This is a genomic window from Rhodoferax potami (genome assembly GCF_032193805.1).
In the GTDB taxonomy this organism is placed as follows: domain Bacteria; phylum Pseudomonadota; class Gammaproteobacteria; order Burkholderiales; family Burkholderiaceae_C; genus Allorhodoferax; species Allorhodoferax potami_A.
In genome coordinates, this window is record NZ_JAVBIK010000001.1 from 1,991,792 (window position 1) to 2,009,953 (window position 18,162).

Below are 18,162 nucleotides of genomic sequence, written 5' to 3' on the forward strand. Positions count from 1 at the left end.
TTATTTGACGGAGCCCAGCATGCCCTGTACGAACTGCCGTTGCATTGCGAAGAAGACGACCAGGGTGGGCAAGGTGGCCAGCATGGCCGCCAGCATGATCACGCCGAAGTCAGGAAAGTAGGCCGAGCCCAGCGAGGACAACACCAAAGTAATGGTTTTGAGCTCGGGGGACTGCAGCACGATGAGTGGCCAGAGGAAGTTGTTCCACGCCGCCATGAACACGATGATGAAGGCCGCCGCGTAGGTAGAGCGCATCACCGGCACATACACAAACAGGAAGATTTGCCACTCTTTGAGGCCGTCCAGACGCGCGGCTTCGCGTAGTTCGGGCGGGAAGGCTTTGGTGCTTTGGCGGAAGTAAAAGATGATGTAAGCCGAGGCCAGCGCCGGCAGGATGACGGCGAGGTGCGTGTCCAGCAAGTCAAACTGCGCCATCAGGATGAACAGCGGAATCATCAGCGCGGCGAACGGCACCATCAGCGTGAGCAGCATGCCGTTGTACAGGCGTTCGCGGGCCTTGGAGCTGAACACTTCAAAGCCGTAGCCCGCCAGGGACGAAATGAGCAGCGTGAAGAAGCCGCCGATGATGGCGATCTTTCCGGAGTTCCAGAAGACCTGGGCCACGTCAAAACTCTTGTTGAGTTTTTCGAAGTTCTCCAGCAGCGCGCTGCCGAAAGTGAACTTGCCCTTGGTGACATCCACCGACGCGTTGGTGGAGCTGATGACCATCCAGGCAAAGGGGAACAAGGAGACAAAGGCCATGACCCCCAGAAAGAGGTAGACGCCGGCCATGCGGAATTTTTCAGCCCAGTTGGTCATGTCAGTTGCGCTCCCGGGCGGCATAAAACTGGATGGCGGCCAGTGCGGCAACCAGCAACACGATGACGTAAGACACCGTGGCGGCATAGCCGAAGTTGGGCACAAACTTGAACGACAGGTTGTAGATGTACATGGACAGCGTGAGCGTGTTGTCGGAGAACACGGTGCCCACGGTGGTGATGTTCATGGGTTCATCAAACAACTGCAGGGTGCCGATGGTGGAGGTCACCGTGGTGAACAGAATCACCGGCTTCAGATTGGGGATGGTGATGGACACAAACCGGCGGTAGGCCGAGATGCCATCAATACGGGCAGCCTCGTAGATCGACTTGTCGATGTTCTGCATGGCCGCGAGATAGAAGATCATGTTGTAGCCGGTCCAGCGCCAAGTGATGGCGATGATGATGACCACCTTGGACCAGAACGGGTCGTTGAGCCAGGGAATAGGCTCACCGATGAGGCCCAGCCACGCCAGCGCGTGGTTGACCAGGCCGTCATACGAAAACATGCTCTTGAACACCACCGAGTACGCCACCAGCGAGGTTACGCAGGGCAGAAAGACTGCCGTGCGCAACAGCCCGCGAAAGCGCAGGTTCGGCATGTTGAGGCAACTGGCCATGACCAGTGCCAGCAACAGCATGATGGGTACCTGAATCACCAGAAAGATGCAGGTGTTTTGCAGCGCCTTGAGAAAGACCGGATCACTGGCCAGGCGCACCACGTTGCCCATGCCTACGAACTCGACGACCGTCCCCTGCCCCGCGTGCAGGGACATCCACAGCGAGCGCACGATCGGGTAGGCCATGAAGACCCCGATCAGCCCGAGGGCGACGGAAACAAATAGCCAACCGTTGACGTCGTAGAAACGCCGGTAGCTGGTCGTGGGCTTGGGCGCCATGGTGCTCCTTGGGTGCAGTGTTGCCGGGTCTTACTTGATTTGCGAGGCGAGTTGGTTGTGGATGTTTTCCAAAGCCTTCTCGACAGGCATGCCTTGTGCCAGGCCTGGCAGTTGGGCTGCCACGGCAGCGTCACCTTCGGCGGTGTAGATGCCGTAGTTCACGCTAGGCACCTTGCTCATCCAGTCGCTGTATTTCTGCCATACCTTGTCGCCACCGAAGAAGGGGTCGGCTTCAGAGTAAGCCTTGCCATTGCGTGAGGCCAACAAGGAGCCCACCGCACCGCGGGATTGCAGAATGGTCTGGTAGAAGTCCACATCCTTGGCGTAGATCTGGTTCAGGAAGTCGGCAGCCGCCGCTTTTTCTTTGCCAGCGGCCAGCACATACCAGCTGGATCCGCCCAGGTTGGATGCGTTGGTGGAGCCAGGCACATTCAGGCGGGGTGTGGCAGCCACAGCCCATTTGCCGGACTGGCTGGCTTCCGCCTTCACGGAGCCGGTGATCCACACGCCGGTGATCACGGAGGCCACGTCACCCTTGTTCAGCGCGCCGACCCACTCGCCCCAGCCGGAGGTGGGCTTGTAAACGCCGGTCTTCATGAACTTGACCTGGGTTTCCAGCGCGGCCTTCAGGGCGGGGTTGTTCTTGATGTCGAGCTTGCCGTCTTTGTCAAAGTACCAGCGGCCTGCGGACTGCATCATGATGCGGATGCTGGCGATGTCTTGCGGGTCCATGGCGAACATCTTCTTGCCGGTCTTGGCTTCGACTTGCTTGCCGATTTCCAGGTAACGGTCCCAGGTGATGTTCTGCATGTCCTTGTCGGTGAAGCCCGCCTGCTTGATCAGGTCGCTGCGGTAGTACATGCCGGTGGTGCCAGTGTCAAAAGGCAGGCCGTAGACCTTGCCGCCCATGGTCATCAGGTTGACCTTGTAGTTGGCAAACGCCTTGTGGTCCACCTTGCCGGACAGGGATTCAAACGCGCCGGGGAAAGAGCGCAGGTACTTGGGGGCGTTGTAGTCTTCGACCAGCACGATGTCGGGCAGGTTCTTGGTCACGCCGGAGGCCAGAGTGGTTTGCAGTTTTTGCTCCACATCGGCTTTGGCCATGTCCACGATCTTGAAGGTCACGCCGGGGTTCTTGGCGGTGTAACGCTTGGCCGCCTCTTGCATGATGGCGATGTTGAAGTTCGGGTCCCACGCCCAGATGGTGACTTCGCCGGCATTGGCGGCGTGGCTGGTCATCAGGCCGGTGGTGCCCAGGGCCAGGCCCATCATGGCTGCTGCAGTGCTGCGGATCGTGAAGCGTTTGGCGAAATTCATAGTCTGTCTTCCTGTTGATATGGGGTCAGGCGCGTGGTGCACGGGGTGCACCGTAGCACGCGTTTCTGTTGTCTCCAGAGTCCTGAGCCTGCCTTTTGAAAGGGGCGGGCCTGGCTCTGCCTTTGTGAATGAAACCAGAGTGTGTGGCGTTTAATCCTTGTACCGGCTGGCGTCCTTTCGTAAATTTAAGCGGTTAAATTTCTGACTGAAACACATGCCGATATTCGCACCGCCACCGGTCCGGCAGGGCTTGCAGACCCGCCGGGGAGACATCCGTTAAATAGAAATTTAAGCGGTTAAATCCGACAATTTTTGTAGTATACCTATGGGTATTGCAGAAAAAACACTGGACTAGGGTATGTCCTAGGATTCAAAAAAACGTATCGAACGATGCCAATTCACATGAAAACCTTGCCTTTATGGCCACATTGAGCGAAGTCGCCCGTCTGGCCGGGGTCACCACGGCCACCGTGTCCAATGTGCTGCGCAACACCCAGAAGGTGAAGCCCGCCACGGTGCAAAAAGTGCAAGACGCAATTGCTGCGACCGGTTACCGCCCCAATCTCATGGCGCGGGCGCTGGCCGAGGGCAAGTCGTCGATGGTGGCGCTGGTGCTGCCCGATATCAACAACCCCTTCTACCCCGAGTTCGTGCGGGTGGCCGAGCGGGTGGCGCGCAACCGCAACTACTTTTTGATGGTGTGTAACACCGACGAACGGCCCGACATCGGCCGCGCCTATCTGCACCAGATCGCCGGGCACTTTGGCTGACGGCGTGCTGGTGCTGCACACCGGTATCAGTGCGGACGACATCAATGAGCTCAAAACCCGCCGCTCGCCCATCGTGCTGGCGTCGGAAGAGCATGTGGACCTGGCCGACCGTATTCCGCACGTGGTGGTGAACTTTCACCGCGCGGGTGAAATTGCCGGCCAGCACCTCCTGGCGTTGGGTCACACGCGGATTGGCGCCATTGTGGGTTGCGGCCTCGAGGGTATGCAGCTCGGGCGCCTGAATGGGTTCAAGGGCGCACTGGCTTCTGCCGGCATCACCGTGGACGATGCGCTGGTGCGCAACGTCAGCGATACCGTGGCCGGGGGCCATGAGGCTACCGACTCACTGCTGGAGCAGCACCCCGACCTGACCGCCATTTTTTGCACCAACGACCTGATGGCCTATGGCGCCAGCCAGGCGCTGGCAGACCGCAACATCCGGATTCCGCAAGACATCTCGCTGATCGGCATTACCGACATCCAACTCGCACGCGACATGCGCCCCGCCCTCACCACGGTGGCGCTGGGCATCGAGCAGGTGGCGACCATGTCCATCAACCTGTTGCTGGACCTGATTGAAAACCCGCAGCACGAACCGACCATCATGCATGTGCCCGACCCGGTGCTGGTGGTGCGCGCTTCGACCGGACCGGTACGCAGCGCGCCTTAAAGCTAAGCGCTGGCTAGTCGCTGCTGGGCTGCCGCTAGCACAGCGTCCAGCAGCATCTGCAGATCTTCCTGCCGGGTGCGGTGGTTCACCAGTGCCACGCGGATGGCGAGCACCCCACCAATGCGCGTGGTAGATGACACCGCGACGCCGGACTCCTGCACATCGGCCACGATGTCGGCGTTCAGCGCGTCCAGGTCCACCCCTGGCGCTTTCACCCGAAAACACACCACATTGAGTGTCACGGGTGCCAGCCGTTCTAACTGCGGCTCAGCGTCCACACAGCGGGCCAGGTGCTGCGCCAGGCTGCAATTGTGGGCCACCACCTGCCCCAGTTTGGCTGCGCCATAGGTTTTGAGTGTCATCCAGACTTTGAGCGCACGGAACCCGCGCGACAGGTCGGGCCCGAAGTCGGTGGGCCACGGCTGGTTGCCCGCCATCCCGCGCACGCTGCGTTGCAGATAGGCCGGTTGGCTGGCAAAGGTGGCAGCGTGCAGCGCGGCATCGCGCACCACAATGCAGCCCGCGTCGTAAGGCACTTGCGCCCATTTATGAAAATCAAAGGCCACCGAGTCCGCCTCGCTCAGGCCTTGCACCAGCGGGCGCTGCGCGGGCGAAAGCATGGCTAGCGCACCGTAGGCGGCGTCTACATGAAACCACAGGCCTTGTGTGCGCGCCAGTGCCGCCAGGGCCGACAAGTCGTCTACCGCGCCGGTATCTACCGTGCCCGCGCAGCCCACCACCATAAAGGGGTGCAGGCCGGCGGCCGTGTCTTGCGCAATGGCGGCTTGCAGGGCGTGCAGGTCGATGCGGTGCTGTGCGTCTACACCGATCAGGCGCAGTGCATCGCTGCCCAGGCCGGCCATGTCCATGGCGCGGGCCACACAGTTGTGGGCTTCGACCGAGGTGTAGGCTACCAGCCGGCGGCCCTGCAGCCCGGTCCGTCGCACGTCGGTGCCTAGCGCCCGCGTGCGCGCCACCAGCACGGCAATCAGATTGGCCATGGAGGTGCCGGTGACCAGCACACCACTGGCATCCTGCGGGAAACCCAGCATCTCAGCCGCCCAGCGGATCACTTGGCGCTCCACCTCAATCGGTGCGTGGTCGCGCCCGCCCAAGTTGGGGTTGGTAGCGGCGGCCAGTAGTTCGGCCAACATGCCCACCGGGTTGCCCCCGCCCTGCACCCAGCCCATGAAGCGGGGGTGGCTGTTGCCGCTGCCGTAGGGCTGCACCAGAGTTTGAAAGTCCTGGTACACCGCATCCAGGTCGCCGGGCTCAGTAGGTAGGGCACCGCCCCGCAGAGCTTGGCGCGCCGCTGGTGGCATGGGCTGCCACACGGGTGCTTCGCGCAGGCCGGCCAACATGTCAACCATGTCATCGAGCATCCGGTGGCCCATCTGCCGCACCGAATTCCAGTCGGTCGGGTCCAGGCTATCGGCGGAGGTTTGGAACGGGGGCTGCGTTGTCGCCGTCACGAGCTCAGACCACCGCGGCGGTGAAGGCAATTTCCAGCAGGTAATCCGGGCTGGCCATTTCGGCGCTCACGCACACACGGGCGGGTGCGCAGCCTTCGGGCAACCAGGCTTGCCACGCAGCATTAAAGGCGGCGCGGTCAGCCATGTGTTTGAGGTAAATGGTGGAAAATAGCAAGCGGCTTGTGTTGCTGCCGGCCAGCGCTAGCGTGCGCTCAGCTTGGGCAAACACCGCCTGCGATTGGCTGGTGATGTCGGTGCCGCTCTCAGGCACTTCTACAAAATACGCGGTGCCGTTGTGCACCACGGCGTCCGACCATTGGGCGGCGGGGTTGATGCGTTGGATCGGGGAGCTGTTCATGGTGTGTATCTGCGCTGGTGAAATTGGGTGCGGCGGATACTACTAGAACCCCGTCGCAACCACGCCCAATGGCAGAATGCGCCGTAGCCCCCGCAACGCAGATTGCGCGGTACCAAAAGCAAGGCAGGGAGCCCGCAAAAGCATGGATAAACACGCGCTATCCGAGAGCGACATCAGCGACAAATACGTCCGCCCCGCCATGGTGCAAGCCGGCTGGCACACACTGGACCAGATTTACGCCCAGTTCCCCCTGCGCGCAGGCCGGGTGGTGGTGCGGGGCAACAAGTCCCACCGCGACAAAGACACCGTTCTCAAAGCCGACTTCGTGCTCTTCCTCAAGCCCAACATTCCGCTGGCGGTGGTCGAAGTTAAAAAGGCACGCCTTTCGCCCCAAGCAGGCATGCAGCAAGCCCTGAACTACGCCACGCTTTTGGATGTGCCTTTCAGCTTTGCCAGCAATGGCGACAGCTTTGTCTTCCGCGACGCCACGCTGGCCACCGGCGTGCTGGAGCAAACCCTCACGCTCGACCAGTTCCCAACCCCGCATGAGCTGTGGGCGCGCTACTGCGCCTGGAAAGGCTGGAGCGCTGAAGTGCAAAGCGTGGCGGCCTACGACTACGCGCCGGACCCCAGTGGCAAAAAAGTGCCACGCTACTACCAGCTCAATGCCATCAACCGCACGGTAGAAGCCATTGCCGCCGGGCAAAACCGCGTGCTGCTCGTCATGGCCACCGGCACCGGCAAAACCTACACCGCCTTCCAAATCATCCACCGGCTGTGGAAGTCCACCTGGCGCTCTGACAAGCCCGGTGGCCAAAAGCGCATCCTGTTTCTGGCGGACCGCAACATCCTCATTGACCAGACCATGATCAACGACTTCCGCCCCTTCAAGGGCGCCATGGCCAAGCTCAGCGCTAATGCGAAGGGCGTGGAACGCGTCAACGCCCAAGGCCAGATTGAGGTGGATGACGTAGACCTCGCGGTGGACAAAACTACCAAGGCCGTCAATAAGAGCTACGAGATTTACCTCTCGCTCTACCAGGCAGTGACAGGGACCGAAGAAGAGCAAAACATCTACAAGCAATTCAGCCCCGACTTCTTCGATCTCATCGTGGTGGACGAGTGCCACCGTGGCAGCGCCAACGAAGACTCCGCGTGGCGCGACATCCTCACCTACTTTGCCAGCGCCACCCATGTGGGGCTGACTGCCACACCCAAAGAAACCAAAGACACGTCCAACACGGCCTACTTTGGCGAACCCATCTACACCTACAGCTTGAAGCAAGGCATTGAAGACGGCTTTCTGGCACCCTACAAAGTCATCCGGGTGGACCTGGACAAAGACACCTTCGGCTGGCGCCCCACCGCAGGCATGACCGACAACAAAGGCCAGCTCATCGAAGACCGCATTTACACCGGCCGCGACATGAACCGCAAACTGGTCATGGAGCCGCGCGACGCGGTGGTGGCCGAGCGCATCACCGCCTACCTGCGCGCCACCGACCGCATGGCCAAAACCATCGTGTTTTGTGAAGACATAGACCACGCCGCCCGCATGCGCCAAGCGCTCAGCAACGCCAATGCCGACATCTGCGCTACCCAGCCCAACTACGTGATGCAAATCACCGGCGACAACGCAGAGGGCAAGCGCGAGCTGGACAACTTCATCGACCCCGAGAAGCCTTACCCGGTCATTGCCACCACCTCCAAGCTCATGAGCACCGGGGTGGACGCGCAAACCTGCAAGCTCATCGTGCTGGACCAGAACATCAAGTCCATGACGCTGTTCAAGCAGATCATTGGCCGCGGCACCCGCCTGCGCGAAGACCTGGGCAAAAGCTGGTTCACCATCCTCGACTTCAAGCGCGCCACCGACAACTTTGCCGACCCCGCCTTTGACGGCGAGCCTGTGCAAATCTACGAACCCAAAGGCAGCGACCCCATCGCGCCACCAGATGCTCCACCCGAGCCGTTCGATCCCGCTAACCTTGGCCTGCCCGGAATTGAAGGCACTCTTGGCCCCCAAGACCCATTGGACCCCCTCGGCCCTTTCGGCGGCGCAGGCGGCACGCCACCCATCAAATATGTGCTCGGCAACCAAGTCACCGTCGCGGTTGCCCGCGAGCGGGTGCAGTACCTCAACGCCCAGGGCAAGCTCATCACCGAGAGCCTGCGCGACTACACCCGCATCAACCTCACCAAGCAATACGACTCGCTGGACAAGTTCCTGCAAGCCTGGAACGATGCAGACCGCAAAGCCGCACTGCTCGAAGAGTTGGAGTCTCGCGGCGTGCTGGTGGAGGCTATGCAAGAGGAACTGAGCGCCCAAGGCCACACCGGGCTCGACCCGTTTGACGCGCTCCTGCACGTGGCCTACAACATGCCACCACTCACCCGGCGCGAGCGCGCCCGCCGCGTCAAAAAGCGCAATGTCTTCACCCACTACGGCCCGGTGGCCCGTCAGGTGATCGACGCCCTGCTGGACAAATACGCCGACGAAGGCATTGCCACCATCGAGGCCGACACGGTCTTCAACGTACAACCCTTCACCGACATAGGCCGCCCTGCTGAAATCATCAAGAGCTTTGGTGGCCGTCCCCAGTACAAAACCGCCCTGCAAACGCTGGAGCGCGAGCTTTATGCGGCAAGCGAGTAAGTGGTCTCCTTCGCAGAAATATCCTTAATTATCCAAATTTAGATAAAATATCTGAACCAAGATATTTTTGGATAAACCCATGCTTTACTACCCGCGTACGCCCTTGGCATCCAGCTTGGCCGATGCTCTGCAGGGTAAAGACGTCTTTAGCGATGCGCCCAACGGGCTGTTTCTGGCAGCGCCGCGCCGCACAGGCAAATCCACCTTCTTGCAAGCCGACCTCATGCCTGAGCTGCAGCGCCGCCAGGTGGTGGTGGTGTACGTGGACCTGTGGGCGGACCAGAAGCGTGACCCCGGCAGCCTCATTGCCGAGGCGGTGGGCCAAGCTTTGCTCAAGCAGTTGGGCGTGGTGGCCAAGACTGCCAAGTTGGCGGGGCTGGACAGCATCAGCGTCGGGGGTATCAAAATCGACACCTCAAAAATCGGCAAGGTCGACGGCAGCACCCTCACCGATGCACTGCGCGCCTTGTCCGAAGCCAGTAAAGCCCCCGTCGCGCTGGTGATAGATGAGGCCCAGCACGCACTCACCAGCGAGGCGGGTGAAACCGCAATGGCTGCACTCAAGTCCGCCCGTGACCAACTCAACCGCCCCGGCGAGGTGCGGCTCATGCTGGTGATGTCAGGCTCCGATCGCGACAAGCTCCTCCGGCTGGTCAACACCAATGCTGCCCCTTTCTACGGCTCCCAAATCCACCGCATGCCCGAGCTGGGTGCCGACTTCATTGCCCACATCGCGCAACTCATAGTCCGCCAGCGTGCAGACCTTGCCCCAGTCAACGAAGCTACCTTGAGCGAAGCCTTTACGCGTTTCGGCCAGCGTCCCCAGTTCTTTATGGAGGCCCTCGGGCAGGTGCTCAGCCCTTTGGCCACCAACACCGGCAGATTTGAAGACGCCATGCTGGATAAAGCCCTGCAGAAACAAGACGCTGACGAGTCGCAGATGGAAAGCGACTTCACCGCCCTGCGTCCGCTGGAGCAAGCCGTGCTCTGGCGCATGCTGGAACTGGGCCAACGCTTTCGCCCGTATGACGCCGACGCGCTTCAGTTCTACAACGAGAAAACGGGTGAAAAAGTCACCGTGGCCAAGGCGCAAAAAGCCTTGGAAGGTTTGCGCGCCCACCAGCCCAGCCTGATCTGGAAATCCGCCCGCAGCGAATACGCGGTCGAGGACGCCGCCATGCTCCGCTGGTACACCCAGCGCGCAGCAGCGGGCTCATGGCCGCCAGCAAGTCCGCAACTTGATTGGGTAGATGAGTAAAACGCTATTTATTTCATAGCTGCTAGCGCAAATCCCACTTGGGCTAGAGCCCGATTTCATACCAAAACAAGAACAAACCATGTCCAACCTCTCCGCCACCATCAAATCCATCCAGGACGTCATGCGCCAGGACGCCGGCATGATCAGTGGAGGGATGCGACTAACATCCTCGCCAGCACCGGTCCATAGGCCCACTTAGGAGGCAACATGCTTACCTCGTTCAGTCTGAAGAATTTCAAAAGTTTCAAGGAAGATGCCGTTCTCCCCTTGGCATCGCTTACTGTGTTAATTGGTGCGAATGCGGCGGGAAAAAGTAATGCCTTGGAGGGGTTGCGCTTTCTTTCATGGTTAGCGCAGGGTAACAAGCTCAGCAGCATTCAACACGCGGTGAATCAAGCCGACAAAGTGGTGCGTGGCCGGGTTCCAGACATCTTCCAAAAAGGGACGCATAAGTTTGCGCTGGGTTGCACCATGGACAGCCTTCCCGAGGCCAACGCGTTGAACATGGAGTTGGAGCTTCGGTCTGATGACTTGCATATCGTCTCTGAGCGTATGGGGTCTGGAAGCGGTGTGCCTCTGTACGACATGGATCAGGCGTCCAAGGGGCACAGCACAGAAGCTGGTGTCGCATACAACAACTTTTCTAAAGGTGGGAACAAGCCTCATATTCCTGTTAGTGACCAGATGGCGGTATTCGCGCAGTTGGATAGTCCGGCTAGCTTCCATGCCACTCACAAAAAGGCTCAGCAAACTATTCCAAACGCTTGCAAGCTCTACCAAAGCCTGCTTTCTAATGTTTTGTTTCTGGACCCAGTGCCCGCCAAGATGCGAGATTTCAGCTTTCTGGCGGATAAGCGTTTAGGGGGTGACGGGGCGAATCTGTCTAGTGTCTTGTACCGACTTTGGTATCACGGGATGGACAAGGTTTCCTTTGAATTGTTTGGGGACCTGGAACTGAACGAGGTAGCTGGGGTGCAAGCAGCCTTTGCTCGCCAAGAAATTCTGTCCTTCATTCAAAGTCTCCCAGAGCAAGACATTCAAGGTCTTTCATTTCTTACGGGACCTCGCAGTGATGTGATGGTTCAACTGGTGGAAAGCTTTGGCGGCCAACAGCGTGAGTACGAAGCTGCATTGTTGTCTGATGGCACTCTGCGCGTCATGGCCATTGCCGCAGCAATGTTGTCGGCCCCAGAGGGCAGCCTGGTGGTGATTGAAGAAATCGACAATGGTGTGCACCCCAGCCGTGCCCGCCATTTGTTGGAGCGCATACAGACGGTGGCCGAGCGGCGTAAGCTGCGCGTGCTGCTCTCTACCCACAACCCCGCCATGTTGGATGCGCTGCCTGATAAAGCGGTGCCTGACGTGGTGTTTTGTTACCGCGACCCCGTAGAAGGCGATAGTCGTCTAGTCCGCTTGGGCAGCTTGCCAGATGCACCTGAGCTCTTGCTCCAAGACACCCTGGGCCACCTCATGACCACGGGTGCGCTAGAGCGCTTCGTTAAAACCCACCAAGGCCCCGAAGCCCGCAAAGCCAAAGCACAAGCCTGGCTGGCGACTTTGCAAGCGACGGAAGGCAGTGGCTCATGAGCAGCATCGTGCTGGTAGACACATCTATCCTTCTGAACGTGTTGAATGTGGAGGGGCGCAACGAACGGCGGGATGAAGTAATCCAAGAACTAGCTGTCCGCATTCAAGATGGCGATCACCTCTTCATTCCGCTCGCAGCAATTGTTGAAACGGGCAACCATATTGCGCATATTGACCATGGCGCGGCCCGACGTAGCGCAGCGCAACGCTTTGTGAAAACAGTTCAGGATGCATTGGACAGTGTGGCTCCCTGGAAACCATTGCACTTCCCCGACCACACCGCGTTGGCTGCATGGCTGCAAGCATTTCCTGACAGCGCATCCCGGCAGGTCGGCATAGGCGATGTTTCCATTCAGCATGAATGGAAGCAGCTTTGCACCAAGTTCCCGATGAGCAGGGTCCTAATCTGGACCGTTGACGCAGATCTGCAAGGGCATGACCGTATTCCCGCATGACGGATAAATCCCCCGGTTCACTATCCGATCTATCCGTGAATTGCGGCTAAGTGCTTGATTTCGTTGATGTCTAACGCTGTTTTGAGAACAAATTTAGACATGGGCTACATCAATTCAGCCATCCATTTGCTACTAATTTCATAGCTGCTCGCGCACATTCCATGAGCGCTATAGCCATATTTCATACCAAAACAAGAACAAACCATGTCCAACCTCTCCGCCACCATCAAATCCATCCAGGACGTCATGCGCCAGGACGCCGGCATCAACGGCGACGCCCAGCGCATCGAGCAAATGGTGTGGCTGCTGTTCCTCAAGGTGTTTGACGCGCTGGAAGAAGAGCTCGAACTCACCCGCGACAGCTACACAAGCCCCATCCCCGAGCCTCTGCGCTGGCGCAACTGGGCGGCAGACGCCGAGGGCATCACCGGCGACGGCCTGCTCAAGTTCGTCAACGACGACCTGTTTGGCACCCTCAAAAACCTGGGTGGCGACGCCCAGCGCAACCCTCGCGGCTACGTGGTGCGCAGCGTGTTTGAAGACGCCAACAACTTCATGAAAAGCGGCCACCTGCTGCGCCAGGTCATCAACAAGCTCGCCGCCATCGACTTCAACCGCCAGGCCGAGCGCCACCAGTTCAACGACCTGTACGAAAAAATCTTGCGCGACCTGCAAAGCGCCGGCAACGCGGGCGAGTTCTACACCCCCCGCGCCGTCACCCAGTTCATGGTGGACATGGTCAACCCCCAGTTGGGCGAAAAAGTGCTGGACCCCGCCACCGGCACCGGCGGCTTTTTGGTTTGCGCCATCGAGCACCTGCGCAAGCAAGCCCATACGCCCGAGCACGATGTCATGCTGCAAAACAGCATCACCGGCGTCGAGAAAAAGCAGCTTCCCCACATGCTGTGCGTCACCAACCTCATGCTCCACGGCATCGAGGTGCCCAGCCTCATCCAGCACGGCAACACCCTGGCCCGCCCGCTGCGCGAAGTCACCCAGGCCGACCGCGTGGACGTGGTGCTCACCAACCCACCCTTTGGCGGTGTGGAAGAGCCGGGCATTGAGCAAGGCTTCCCGAGCGACGTGCGCACCAAAGAAACGGCGGACTTGTTTCTGGTGCTCATTAAACACATCCTCAAAGCCAATGGCCGCGCCGCGCTGGTGCTGCCCGACGGCACCCTGTTTGGCGAAGGCGTCAAGACGCGCATCAAAGAGCAACTGCTGGCTGAGTGCAACCTGCACACCATCGTGCGCCTGCCCAACGGCGTGTTTGCGCCCTACACCGGCATCAAAACCAACCTGCTGTTCTTCACCAAAGGGACGCCCACTAAGGAGGTTTGGTACTACGAGCACCCCTACCCCACGGGCGTGAAGAACTACAACAAAACCAAGCCCATCCGCATCGAGGAGTTCGATGTTGAAAAGGCCTGGTGGGGCAGCGAGGCCGATGGCTTTGCCAGCCGCGTGGAAAACGAACGCGCCTGGAAGGTGAGCATCGAGCAGATCAAAGCCGCCAACTACAACCTCGACCAAAAGAACCCCCACGCCGCAGACGCCGTGAGCCACGACCCCGAGCAACTGCTGGCCGACTACGCCCGCCTGCAAGGCGAGGCCCAAGCCCTGCGCGATGAGCTCAAGGGAATATTGGCCAAATCACTCGCTAGCGCAGGTTGAATAAGCGCATGCTGCTATCAAATTTGAATTTATTAGCCACCGCCCCTGGCGGTGTGGCGCGCTTGCGCGAGCTGATTTTGACGCTGGCCGTGCAAGGCAAGCTAGTTGCCCAAGACCCGAGCGATGAGCCAGCGAGCGAGCTGCTGAAGAAGATTCGGGCGGAGAAAGACCGGCTGATTGCGGATAAGAAGATTCGACGCTTGAAGCCGCTAGATTCGATTGACGACAGCGAATGTGTGTTCGTCCTACCCAGCAACTGGGAGTGGGAGCGCCTGGGAAATCTCGGCGATTGGGGAGCCGGCGCGACACCATCTCGCTCGAACAGCAACTACTACGGCGGAAGTATTCCCTGGTTCAAGTCAGGTGAATTGACGGCGGACTTCATTTCCGAATCAGAAGAAACAGTCACCGACGCAGCACTGCGCGACTGTTCGCTACGACTAAATCAAGTTGGCGACGTGCTGATAGCGATGTATGGCGCGACCATTGGCAAGACCGCAATACTTTCCGTAGTCGGCACGACCAACCAAGCAGTGTGTGCGTGCACGCCATTCGTAGGTTTGTCCAATACCTATTTGCTGCTGCTTATGAAGGCGTTGAAGCCTTATTTCATTAGCATCGGCGCTGGCGGAGCGCAGCCCAACATCTCGCGCGAGAAAGTCGTCGCCACAGTCATTGGTTTGCCACCGCTCGCCGAACAATCCCGCATCGTCACCCGCGTCGAAGAACTCATGCGCTTGTGCGACGCGCTCGAAGCCAAAGGCCAGCTCGAAGCCACGCAACACGCACAGCTCGTTAGTACCCTGCTGGCCACGCTCACCGAAAGCGAAACGCCCGCGCAACTGGCCGACAACTGGCACCGCATCGCCACCCACTTCGACCTGCTGCTAGACCGACCCGAGGCCTTAGACGCCCTGGAGCAAACCATCCTCCAACTCGCAGTGCGCGGCCTGCTCGTCCCCCAAGACCCGCAAGACGAACCCGCAAGCGTTCTTCTAAAGAAAATCCGCACCGAGAAAGACAAGCTCATCGCCGAGGGCAAGAGCAAACGCGACAAACCCCTGCCGCCGATTGCGGAAGATGAACAGCCGTTTGTATTGCCGCAAGGGTGGGTGTGGGTGCGGCTGAACGACCTTATTCGTATTGGTTCCGGTGATGGCTTAACAGCCGCGCAGATGGCACCGGGAGGAACCATTCCCGTCTTTGGTGGAAATGGCGTGAACGGGCATCACGATAAAGCTAATGTGGACGAACCAACCTTGGTCATTGGGCGTGTCGGTTATTACTGTGGATCCGTGCACATTACACCGGCCAAAGCTTGGGTTACAGATAACGCGTTCATTACTCGATACCCAAAAGTTTGTTTGGATATGGAGTGGCTCTATTGGTTGCTGGTTGGTACGAACCTCAAAGAAAATGATTCAGCAACCGCTCAGCCAGTTATCTCCGGGAGAAAGCTGTATCCCATCGTGGTCGCACTCCCACCCCTCGCCGAACAATCCCGCATCGTCACCCGCGTAGCCCAGCTGCGCCGCCTGTGCGCCGACCTGCGCCAGCGCCTGTCCGACAGCCAATCCACCCAAGCCCATCTGGCCGAGGCGCTGGTGCAAGAGGTGGCCTGAGCATGTCTGTCGTGGGCGAGGTCACTGGCGTATGGGGTCTGCTCACCAAGGCGTGGGACTGGCGCCAAGAGCGCGTGGACCCGGCCTTCCGCTGCGCAAACCGCTTGATCCGCGCCTTTGATGCCCACGGCATCAAGCGCCAGCAAGTCATGCGTCTACTTGACCCACAGGCCCTGCCCGCGAAGCCCGAGTTGACGATGGCTGATTTCTCCAAGCCCGGCAAGCTCAAAGCCAAACTCTCGCCCCAGCTCCTGGACTGGGCGGCGGATTACTTGAATGTGCAGCGCGCGTGGTTTGACGACGTGGATGTGCGCCCACATGTGGTGGTGGACCACTACAAACACCCGGCGCAATACGGCGCGTGGCTGCAAGACCGCCAGACGCGTGTGCCCGATGTAAATCGCCACTTGTGCATCTGGAAAGGCAAGGGCCAGCCACTAGGGCCAGACGGCGTGGGCCAGGGGCCGCTGTGCTTGGTCTACGAAGAAACTTCAGACGGCTTGGATGGCACCGAGTTGTCGCGCTACTGGCTGTTATCTAACGAGTGGAACTTGCACCACGCTCCGTGCATAGAAAACATGGTGGCCGCCGTGGCTGTGGCTCAGTCCTTGGGCATTTTGGTCACCCGCCGCGATGTGCCGCGGACCACCTTACGGCGTTTGGAATCCGGCGATGCGTTGTTGCCCGAAGCCGCCGCTCAAGCAAGCGCTCTGTGGCATCCAGAAGATTTGATATCCCCCTTGCCCGGTAAAGACACCGCTTGGCGCCAAGCGCTATGGCAGGGTGCGCAGAGGTGGACGGCAAATAACCCTTGATGCAGCTTGATTAAACTTGATTTCAGGTGATTTGCACCGATAATCCACTGGTTATGCAAAAAGTTATCCACAGCGACAACGTCAAATTAGCCATTCAACAGTTGGGATGGACCCAAAAAGAACTGGCTGCACAGTTAGGAGTTACGGGCCAGGCTGTTACTAACTGGATGAAGGGTACAGATTTCCCTCGGCCTGACAAACTGCTGAAGCTGGCGACTACCTTAAAGCTTGGCTTTGCAGATTTAGTGCAGTTGCCCCAGGCGGCACAGCCAGTGGTCGCATTTCGCAAAAAGGCGGGTGCAAAGACCAAAGACGAACACATCTTGAAGGCTATGGCCATGGGTGCCATGTTGAAGGCATTGGTGCCTTTTCTGGCCGCCGTGCCGCAACTGCGTCGTCAAGTCCCCGAGCCATCTACAGATTACGTGGCGTTGCAAGACGTGGTGTCGCAAGTGCGTAAGAACTTGGGTTTGGGTGAGGGCGGCGTGCTTCACTACGAGCAGCTGCTGAGCGAGTTTGCCGACAATGGCGCAGTGGTTGTTCCCGTTATGTGGGGGGCTTTGCAAAACCACAAAAACGCGTTGCATATCCTTTTGCCAGAGGAGCGGGTGACCTTCATCTTCCTGAATTTAGACACCTATTTGGAGGATTTCAAATTTTGGATGGCGCATGAACTTGCCCATGTGTTTACGCCGCAGTTAGCAGGTAAAGAGGAAGGCGAAGATTTTGCAGATGCCTTTGCTGGTGCTTTGCTGTTCCCCAGGGAACTGGCTCGCACGGTGTACACCCAGGTGGCTGGGCAGTCCAAGGCGCAAGAGGCCGCTGTATTACAAAAATTTGCGCAGGAGCATGGCATTTCGCTGAATACAGTTTTCCAGCAGGTGAATGGCTTTGCCAAATCACAGGGACTAACACCCCTGAAGCACGCAGAGCTCGATATCCACAAACTGCGAAATATGCAGCGCGGTAAGTTGGTGAGTGAGACTTTGTTTGCGCCATTGCCCCCGTCGCCCTCCGCTTACATCGCATCGGCTGAACGTCAGTTTCATAGCGATTTCTTTCATGCCCTGCGTCGTATGGTGCAAGCAAAGCAAACGGGCGCAGGCTATGTCCAGCAGGTGATGGACATTCCCATGCAAGATGCGTTGGCACTGCATGGGGAACTAACGCGGTGACTACCGAAGTCCTGCTGGACACCAATACCTACCTTCGCTTAGCAAAGCGAATTCGTCCTGCGGTCGGGCGTGAGTTTGGGCAAGTGCCCTATGTTGTAGTCATTTTGAAAGCGGTGGAGGAAGAGGTCCATCGCAGCGCCAAGTTGCTATTCAAAAACCCTTGGTTTGACGAGCCGGAGTTTGCGGAGGAACGAATCGCCAAACAAACCAGGCTAAGTGCAGCAGACAAGCAGGAAATGAAGCTAGTGCAGGACATCCTGATGGGCACCGTTCAGCTTGACATTGACAAGTACACCTCTCACGGGCGTTCACCACCGGGGCCTACCGATTGCTGGTTGCTGGCGTATGGCAAGGTCAAGAATGCAATCGTTGTGACGGATGACTTGGGGATGCACACTTTGGCCGCTGAGGTGGGATTGAAGGTCTGGCACGGGTTTGAGCTGCTTGCCAAACTCAAAACTGCCAAAGTCGTTGACAACGATCTCGTGCGTGAAATCTATGATGCGTTGGATCGAAATGGTGATTTGACGGATACATGGCGTAGAGCACAACATGAGGTGTTTTCCAGAGTCTTTGGCCCGGCACCTTGACTGTTGATTGCTATAGCCCGGTAAAA

Annotated in this window: 16 protein-coding genes; 11 read left to right on the plus strand and 5 right to left on the minus strand. The window is 58.8% G+C overall.

Annotated elements, in window-relative coordinates; translation table 11 throughout:
• Genes RAE19_RS09545 through RAE19_RS09555 form a run of 3 tightly spaced genes read right to left on the minus strand, consistent with a single transcriptional unit; the run spans position 1 to position 3,034 of the window.
• Positions 1 to 819, minus strand: a complete 819-nt coding sequence (locus RAE19_RS09545; RefSeq protein ID WP_313874663.1) for a carbohydrate ABC transporter permease — start codon at positions 817 to 819, stop codon at positions 1 to 3.
• A 1-nt stretch (position 820) separates the two neighbouring features.
• The gene (locus tag RAE19_RS09550) at positions 821 to 1,717 is read right to left on the minus strand and encodes a carbohydrate ABC transporter permease (protein WP_313874664.1); all 897 of its coding nucleotides are present in this window, start codon (positions 1,715 to 1,717) and stop codon (positions 821 to 823) included.
• A 30-nt stretch (positions 1,718 to 1,747) separates the two neighbouring features.
• Complete coding sequence (locus RAE19_RS09555; protein WP_313874665.1) at positions 1,748 to 3,034, minus strand: ABC transporter substrate-binding protein; 1,287 nt, start codon at positions 3,032 to 3,034, stop codon at positions 1,748 to 1,750.
• Positions 3,035 to 3,453: 419 nt separating this feature from the next.
• Between RAE19_RS09555 and RAE19_RS09560 the strand changes: the two genes are divergently transcribed.
• Entirely contained in the window at positions 3,454 to 3,804 is a 351-nt protein-coding gene (locus RAE19_RS09560) for a LacI family DNA-binding transcriptional regulator (RefSeq protein WP_313874666.1), read from the plus strand.
• Positions 3,797 to 4,474 (plus strand): LacI family DNA-binding transcriptional regulator, encoded by a 678-nt coding sequence (locus RAE19_RS09565; protein ID WP_313874667.1) that lies wholly within the window; start codon positions 3,797 to 3,799, stop codon positions 4,472 to 4,474. The genes RAE19_RS09560 and RAE19_RS09565 overlap by 8 nt, the downstream gene beginning before the upstream one ends.
• Positions 4,475 to 4,476: 2 nt before the next feature.
• Here the strand turns inward: RAE19_RS09565 and RAE19_RS09570 are convergent, their stop codons facing one another.
• Entirely contained in the window at positions 4,477 to 5,946 is a 1,470-nt protein-coding gene (locus tag RAE19_RS09570) for a pyridoxal phosphate-dependent decarboxylase family protein (RefSeq protein ID WP_313874668.1), read from the minus strand.
• Between the two features lie 4 nt (positions 5,947 to 5,950).
• Positions 5,951 to 6,304, minus strand: coding sequence for a RidA family protein (locus RAE19_RS09575; protein WP_313874669.1), 354 nt, complete (start codon positions 6,302 to 6,304; stop codon positions 5,951 to 5,953).
• Positions 6,305 to 6,446: 142 nt separating this feature from the next.
• Between RAE19_RS09575 and hsdR the strand changes: the two genes are divergently transcribed.
• The 9 genes from hsdR to RAE19_RS09620 all read left to right on the plus strand — a co-directional run bounded on the left by hsdR (position 6,447) and on the right by RAE19_RS09620 (position 18,136).
• On the plus strand, positions 6,447 to 8,960 hold the full coding sequence (gene hsdR / locus RAE19_RS09580) for an EcoAI/FtnUII family type I restriction enzme subunit R (RefSeq protein WP_313874670.1): 2,514 nt from the start codon (positions 6,447 to 6,449) through the stop codon (positions 8,958 to 8,960).
• A gap of 79 nt (positions 8,961 to 9,039) precedes the next feature.
• The gene (locus RAE19_RS09585; protein ID WP_313874671.1) at positions 9,040 to 10,218 is read left to right on the plus strand and encodes an AAA family ATPase; all 1,179 of its coding nucleotides are present in this window, start codon (positions 9,040 to 9,042) and stop codon (positions 10,216 to 10,218) included.
• Between the two features lie 207 nt (positions 10,219 to 10,425).
• Complete coding sequence (locus RAE19_RS09590) at positions 10,426 to 11,805, plus strand: AAA family ATPase (RefSeq protein WP_313874672.1); 1,380 nt, start codon at positions 10,426 to 10,428, stop codon at positions 11,803 to 11,805.
• Positions 11,802 to 12,260: a hypothetical protein gene (locus tag RAE19_RS09595; RefSeq protein ID WP_313874673.1), complete on the plus strand. Its 459-nt coding sequence runs from the start codon at positions 11,802 to 11,804 to the stop codon at positions 12,258 to 12,260. The genes RAE19_RS09590 and RAE19_RS09595 overlap by 4 nt, the downstream gene beginning before the upstream one ends.
• Positions 12,261 to 12,464: 204 nt before the next feature.
• On the plus strand, positions 12,465 to 13,934 hold the full coding sequence (locus RAE19_RS09600; RefSeq protein ID WP_313874674.1) for a type I restriction-modification system subunit M: 1,470 nt from the start codon (positions 12,465 to 12,467) through the stop codon (positions 13,932 to 13,934).
• 8 nt (positions 13,935 to 13,942) lie between these two features.
• Positions 13,943 to 15,556 (plus strand): restriction endonuclease subunit S, encoded by a 1,614-nt coding sequence (locus RAE19_RS09605; protein WP_313874675.1) that lies wholly within the window; start codon positions 13,943 to 13,945, stop codon positions 15,554 to 15,556.
• A 2-nt stretch (positions 15,557 to 15,558) separates the two neighbouring features.
• On the plus strand, positions 15,559 to 16,371 hold the full coding sequence (locus RAE19_RS09610) for a hypothetical protein (RefSeq protein WP_313874676.1): 813 nt from the start codon (positions 15,559 to 15,561) through the stop codon (positions 16,369 to 16,371).
• A gap of 53 nt (positions 16,372 to 16,424) precedes the next feature.
• Entirely contained in the window at positions 16,425 to 17,546 is a 1,122-nt protein-coding gene (locus RAE19_RS09615; RefSeq protein WP_313874677.1) for an XRE family transcriptional regulator, read from the plus strand.
• Complete coding sequence (locus RAE19_RS09620) at positions 17,543 to 18,136, plus strand: hypothetical protein (RefSeq protein WP_313874678.1); 594 nt, start codon at positions 17,543 to 17,545, stop codon at positions 18,134 to 18,136. Before RAE19_RS09615 ends, RAE19_RS09620 begins: the two co-directional genes overlap by 4 nt.
• Positions 18,137 to 18,162: the final 26 nt, after the last annotated feature.

Bases quoted from the DNA above. Each gene is read 5' to 3' on its own strand.
- RAE19_RS09550 (WP_313874664.1), bottom strand. From the start codon at position 1,717: ATGGCGCCCAAGCCCACGACCAGCTACCGGCGTTTCTACGACGTCAAC.
- RAE19_RS09555 (WP_313874665.1), bottom strand. From the start codon at position 3,034: ATGAATTTCGCCAAACGCTTCACGATCCGCAGCACTGCAGCAGCCATG.
- RAE19_RS09575 (WP_313874669.1), bottom strand. From the start codon at position 6,304: ATGAACAGCTCCCCGATCCAACGCATCAACCCCGCCGCCCAATGGTCG.
- RAE19_RS09610 (WP_313874676.1), top strand. From the start codon at position 15,559: ATGTCTGTCGTGGGCGAGGTCACTGGCGTATGGGGTCTGCTCACCAAG.
- RAE19_RS09615 (WP_313874677.1), top strand. From the start codon at position 16,425: ATGCAAAAAGTTATCCACAGCGACAACGTCAAATTAGCCATTCAACAG.
- RAE19_RS09560 (WP_313874666.1), top strand. From the start codon at position 3,454: ATGGCCACATTGAGCGAAGTCGCCCGTCTGGCCGGGGTCACCACGGCC.
- RAE19_RS09590 (WP_313874672.1), top strand. From the start codon at position 10,426: ATGCTTACCTCGTTCAGTCTGAAGAATTTCAAAAGTTTCAAGGAAGAT.
- hsdR (WP_313874670.1), top strand. From the start codon at position 6,447: ATGGATAAACACGCGCTATCCGAGAGCGACATCAGCGACAAATACGTC.
- RAE19_RS09545 (WP_313874663.1), bottom strand. From the start codon at position 819: ATGACCAACTGGGCTGAAAAATTCCGCATGGCCGGCGTCTACCTCTTT.
- RAE19_RS09605 (WP_313874675.1), top strand. From the start codon at position 13,943: ATGCTGCTATCAAATTTGAATTTATTAGCCACCGCCCCTGGCGGTGTG.
- RAE19_RS09585 (WP_313874671.1), top strand. From the start codon at position 9,040: ATGCTTTACTACCCGCGTACGCCCTTGGCATCCAGCTTGGCCGATGCT.
- RAE19_RS09600 (WP_313874674.1), top strand. From the start codon at position 12,465: ATGTCCAACCTCTCCGCCACCATCAAATCCATCCAGGACGTCATGCGC.
- RAE19_RS09595 (WP_313874673.1), top strand. From the start codon at position 11,802: ATGAGCAGCATCGTGCTGGTAGACACATCTATCCTTCTGAACGTGTTG.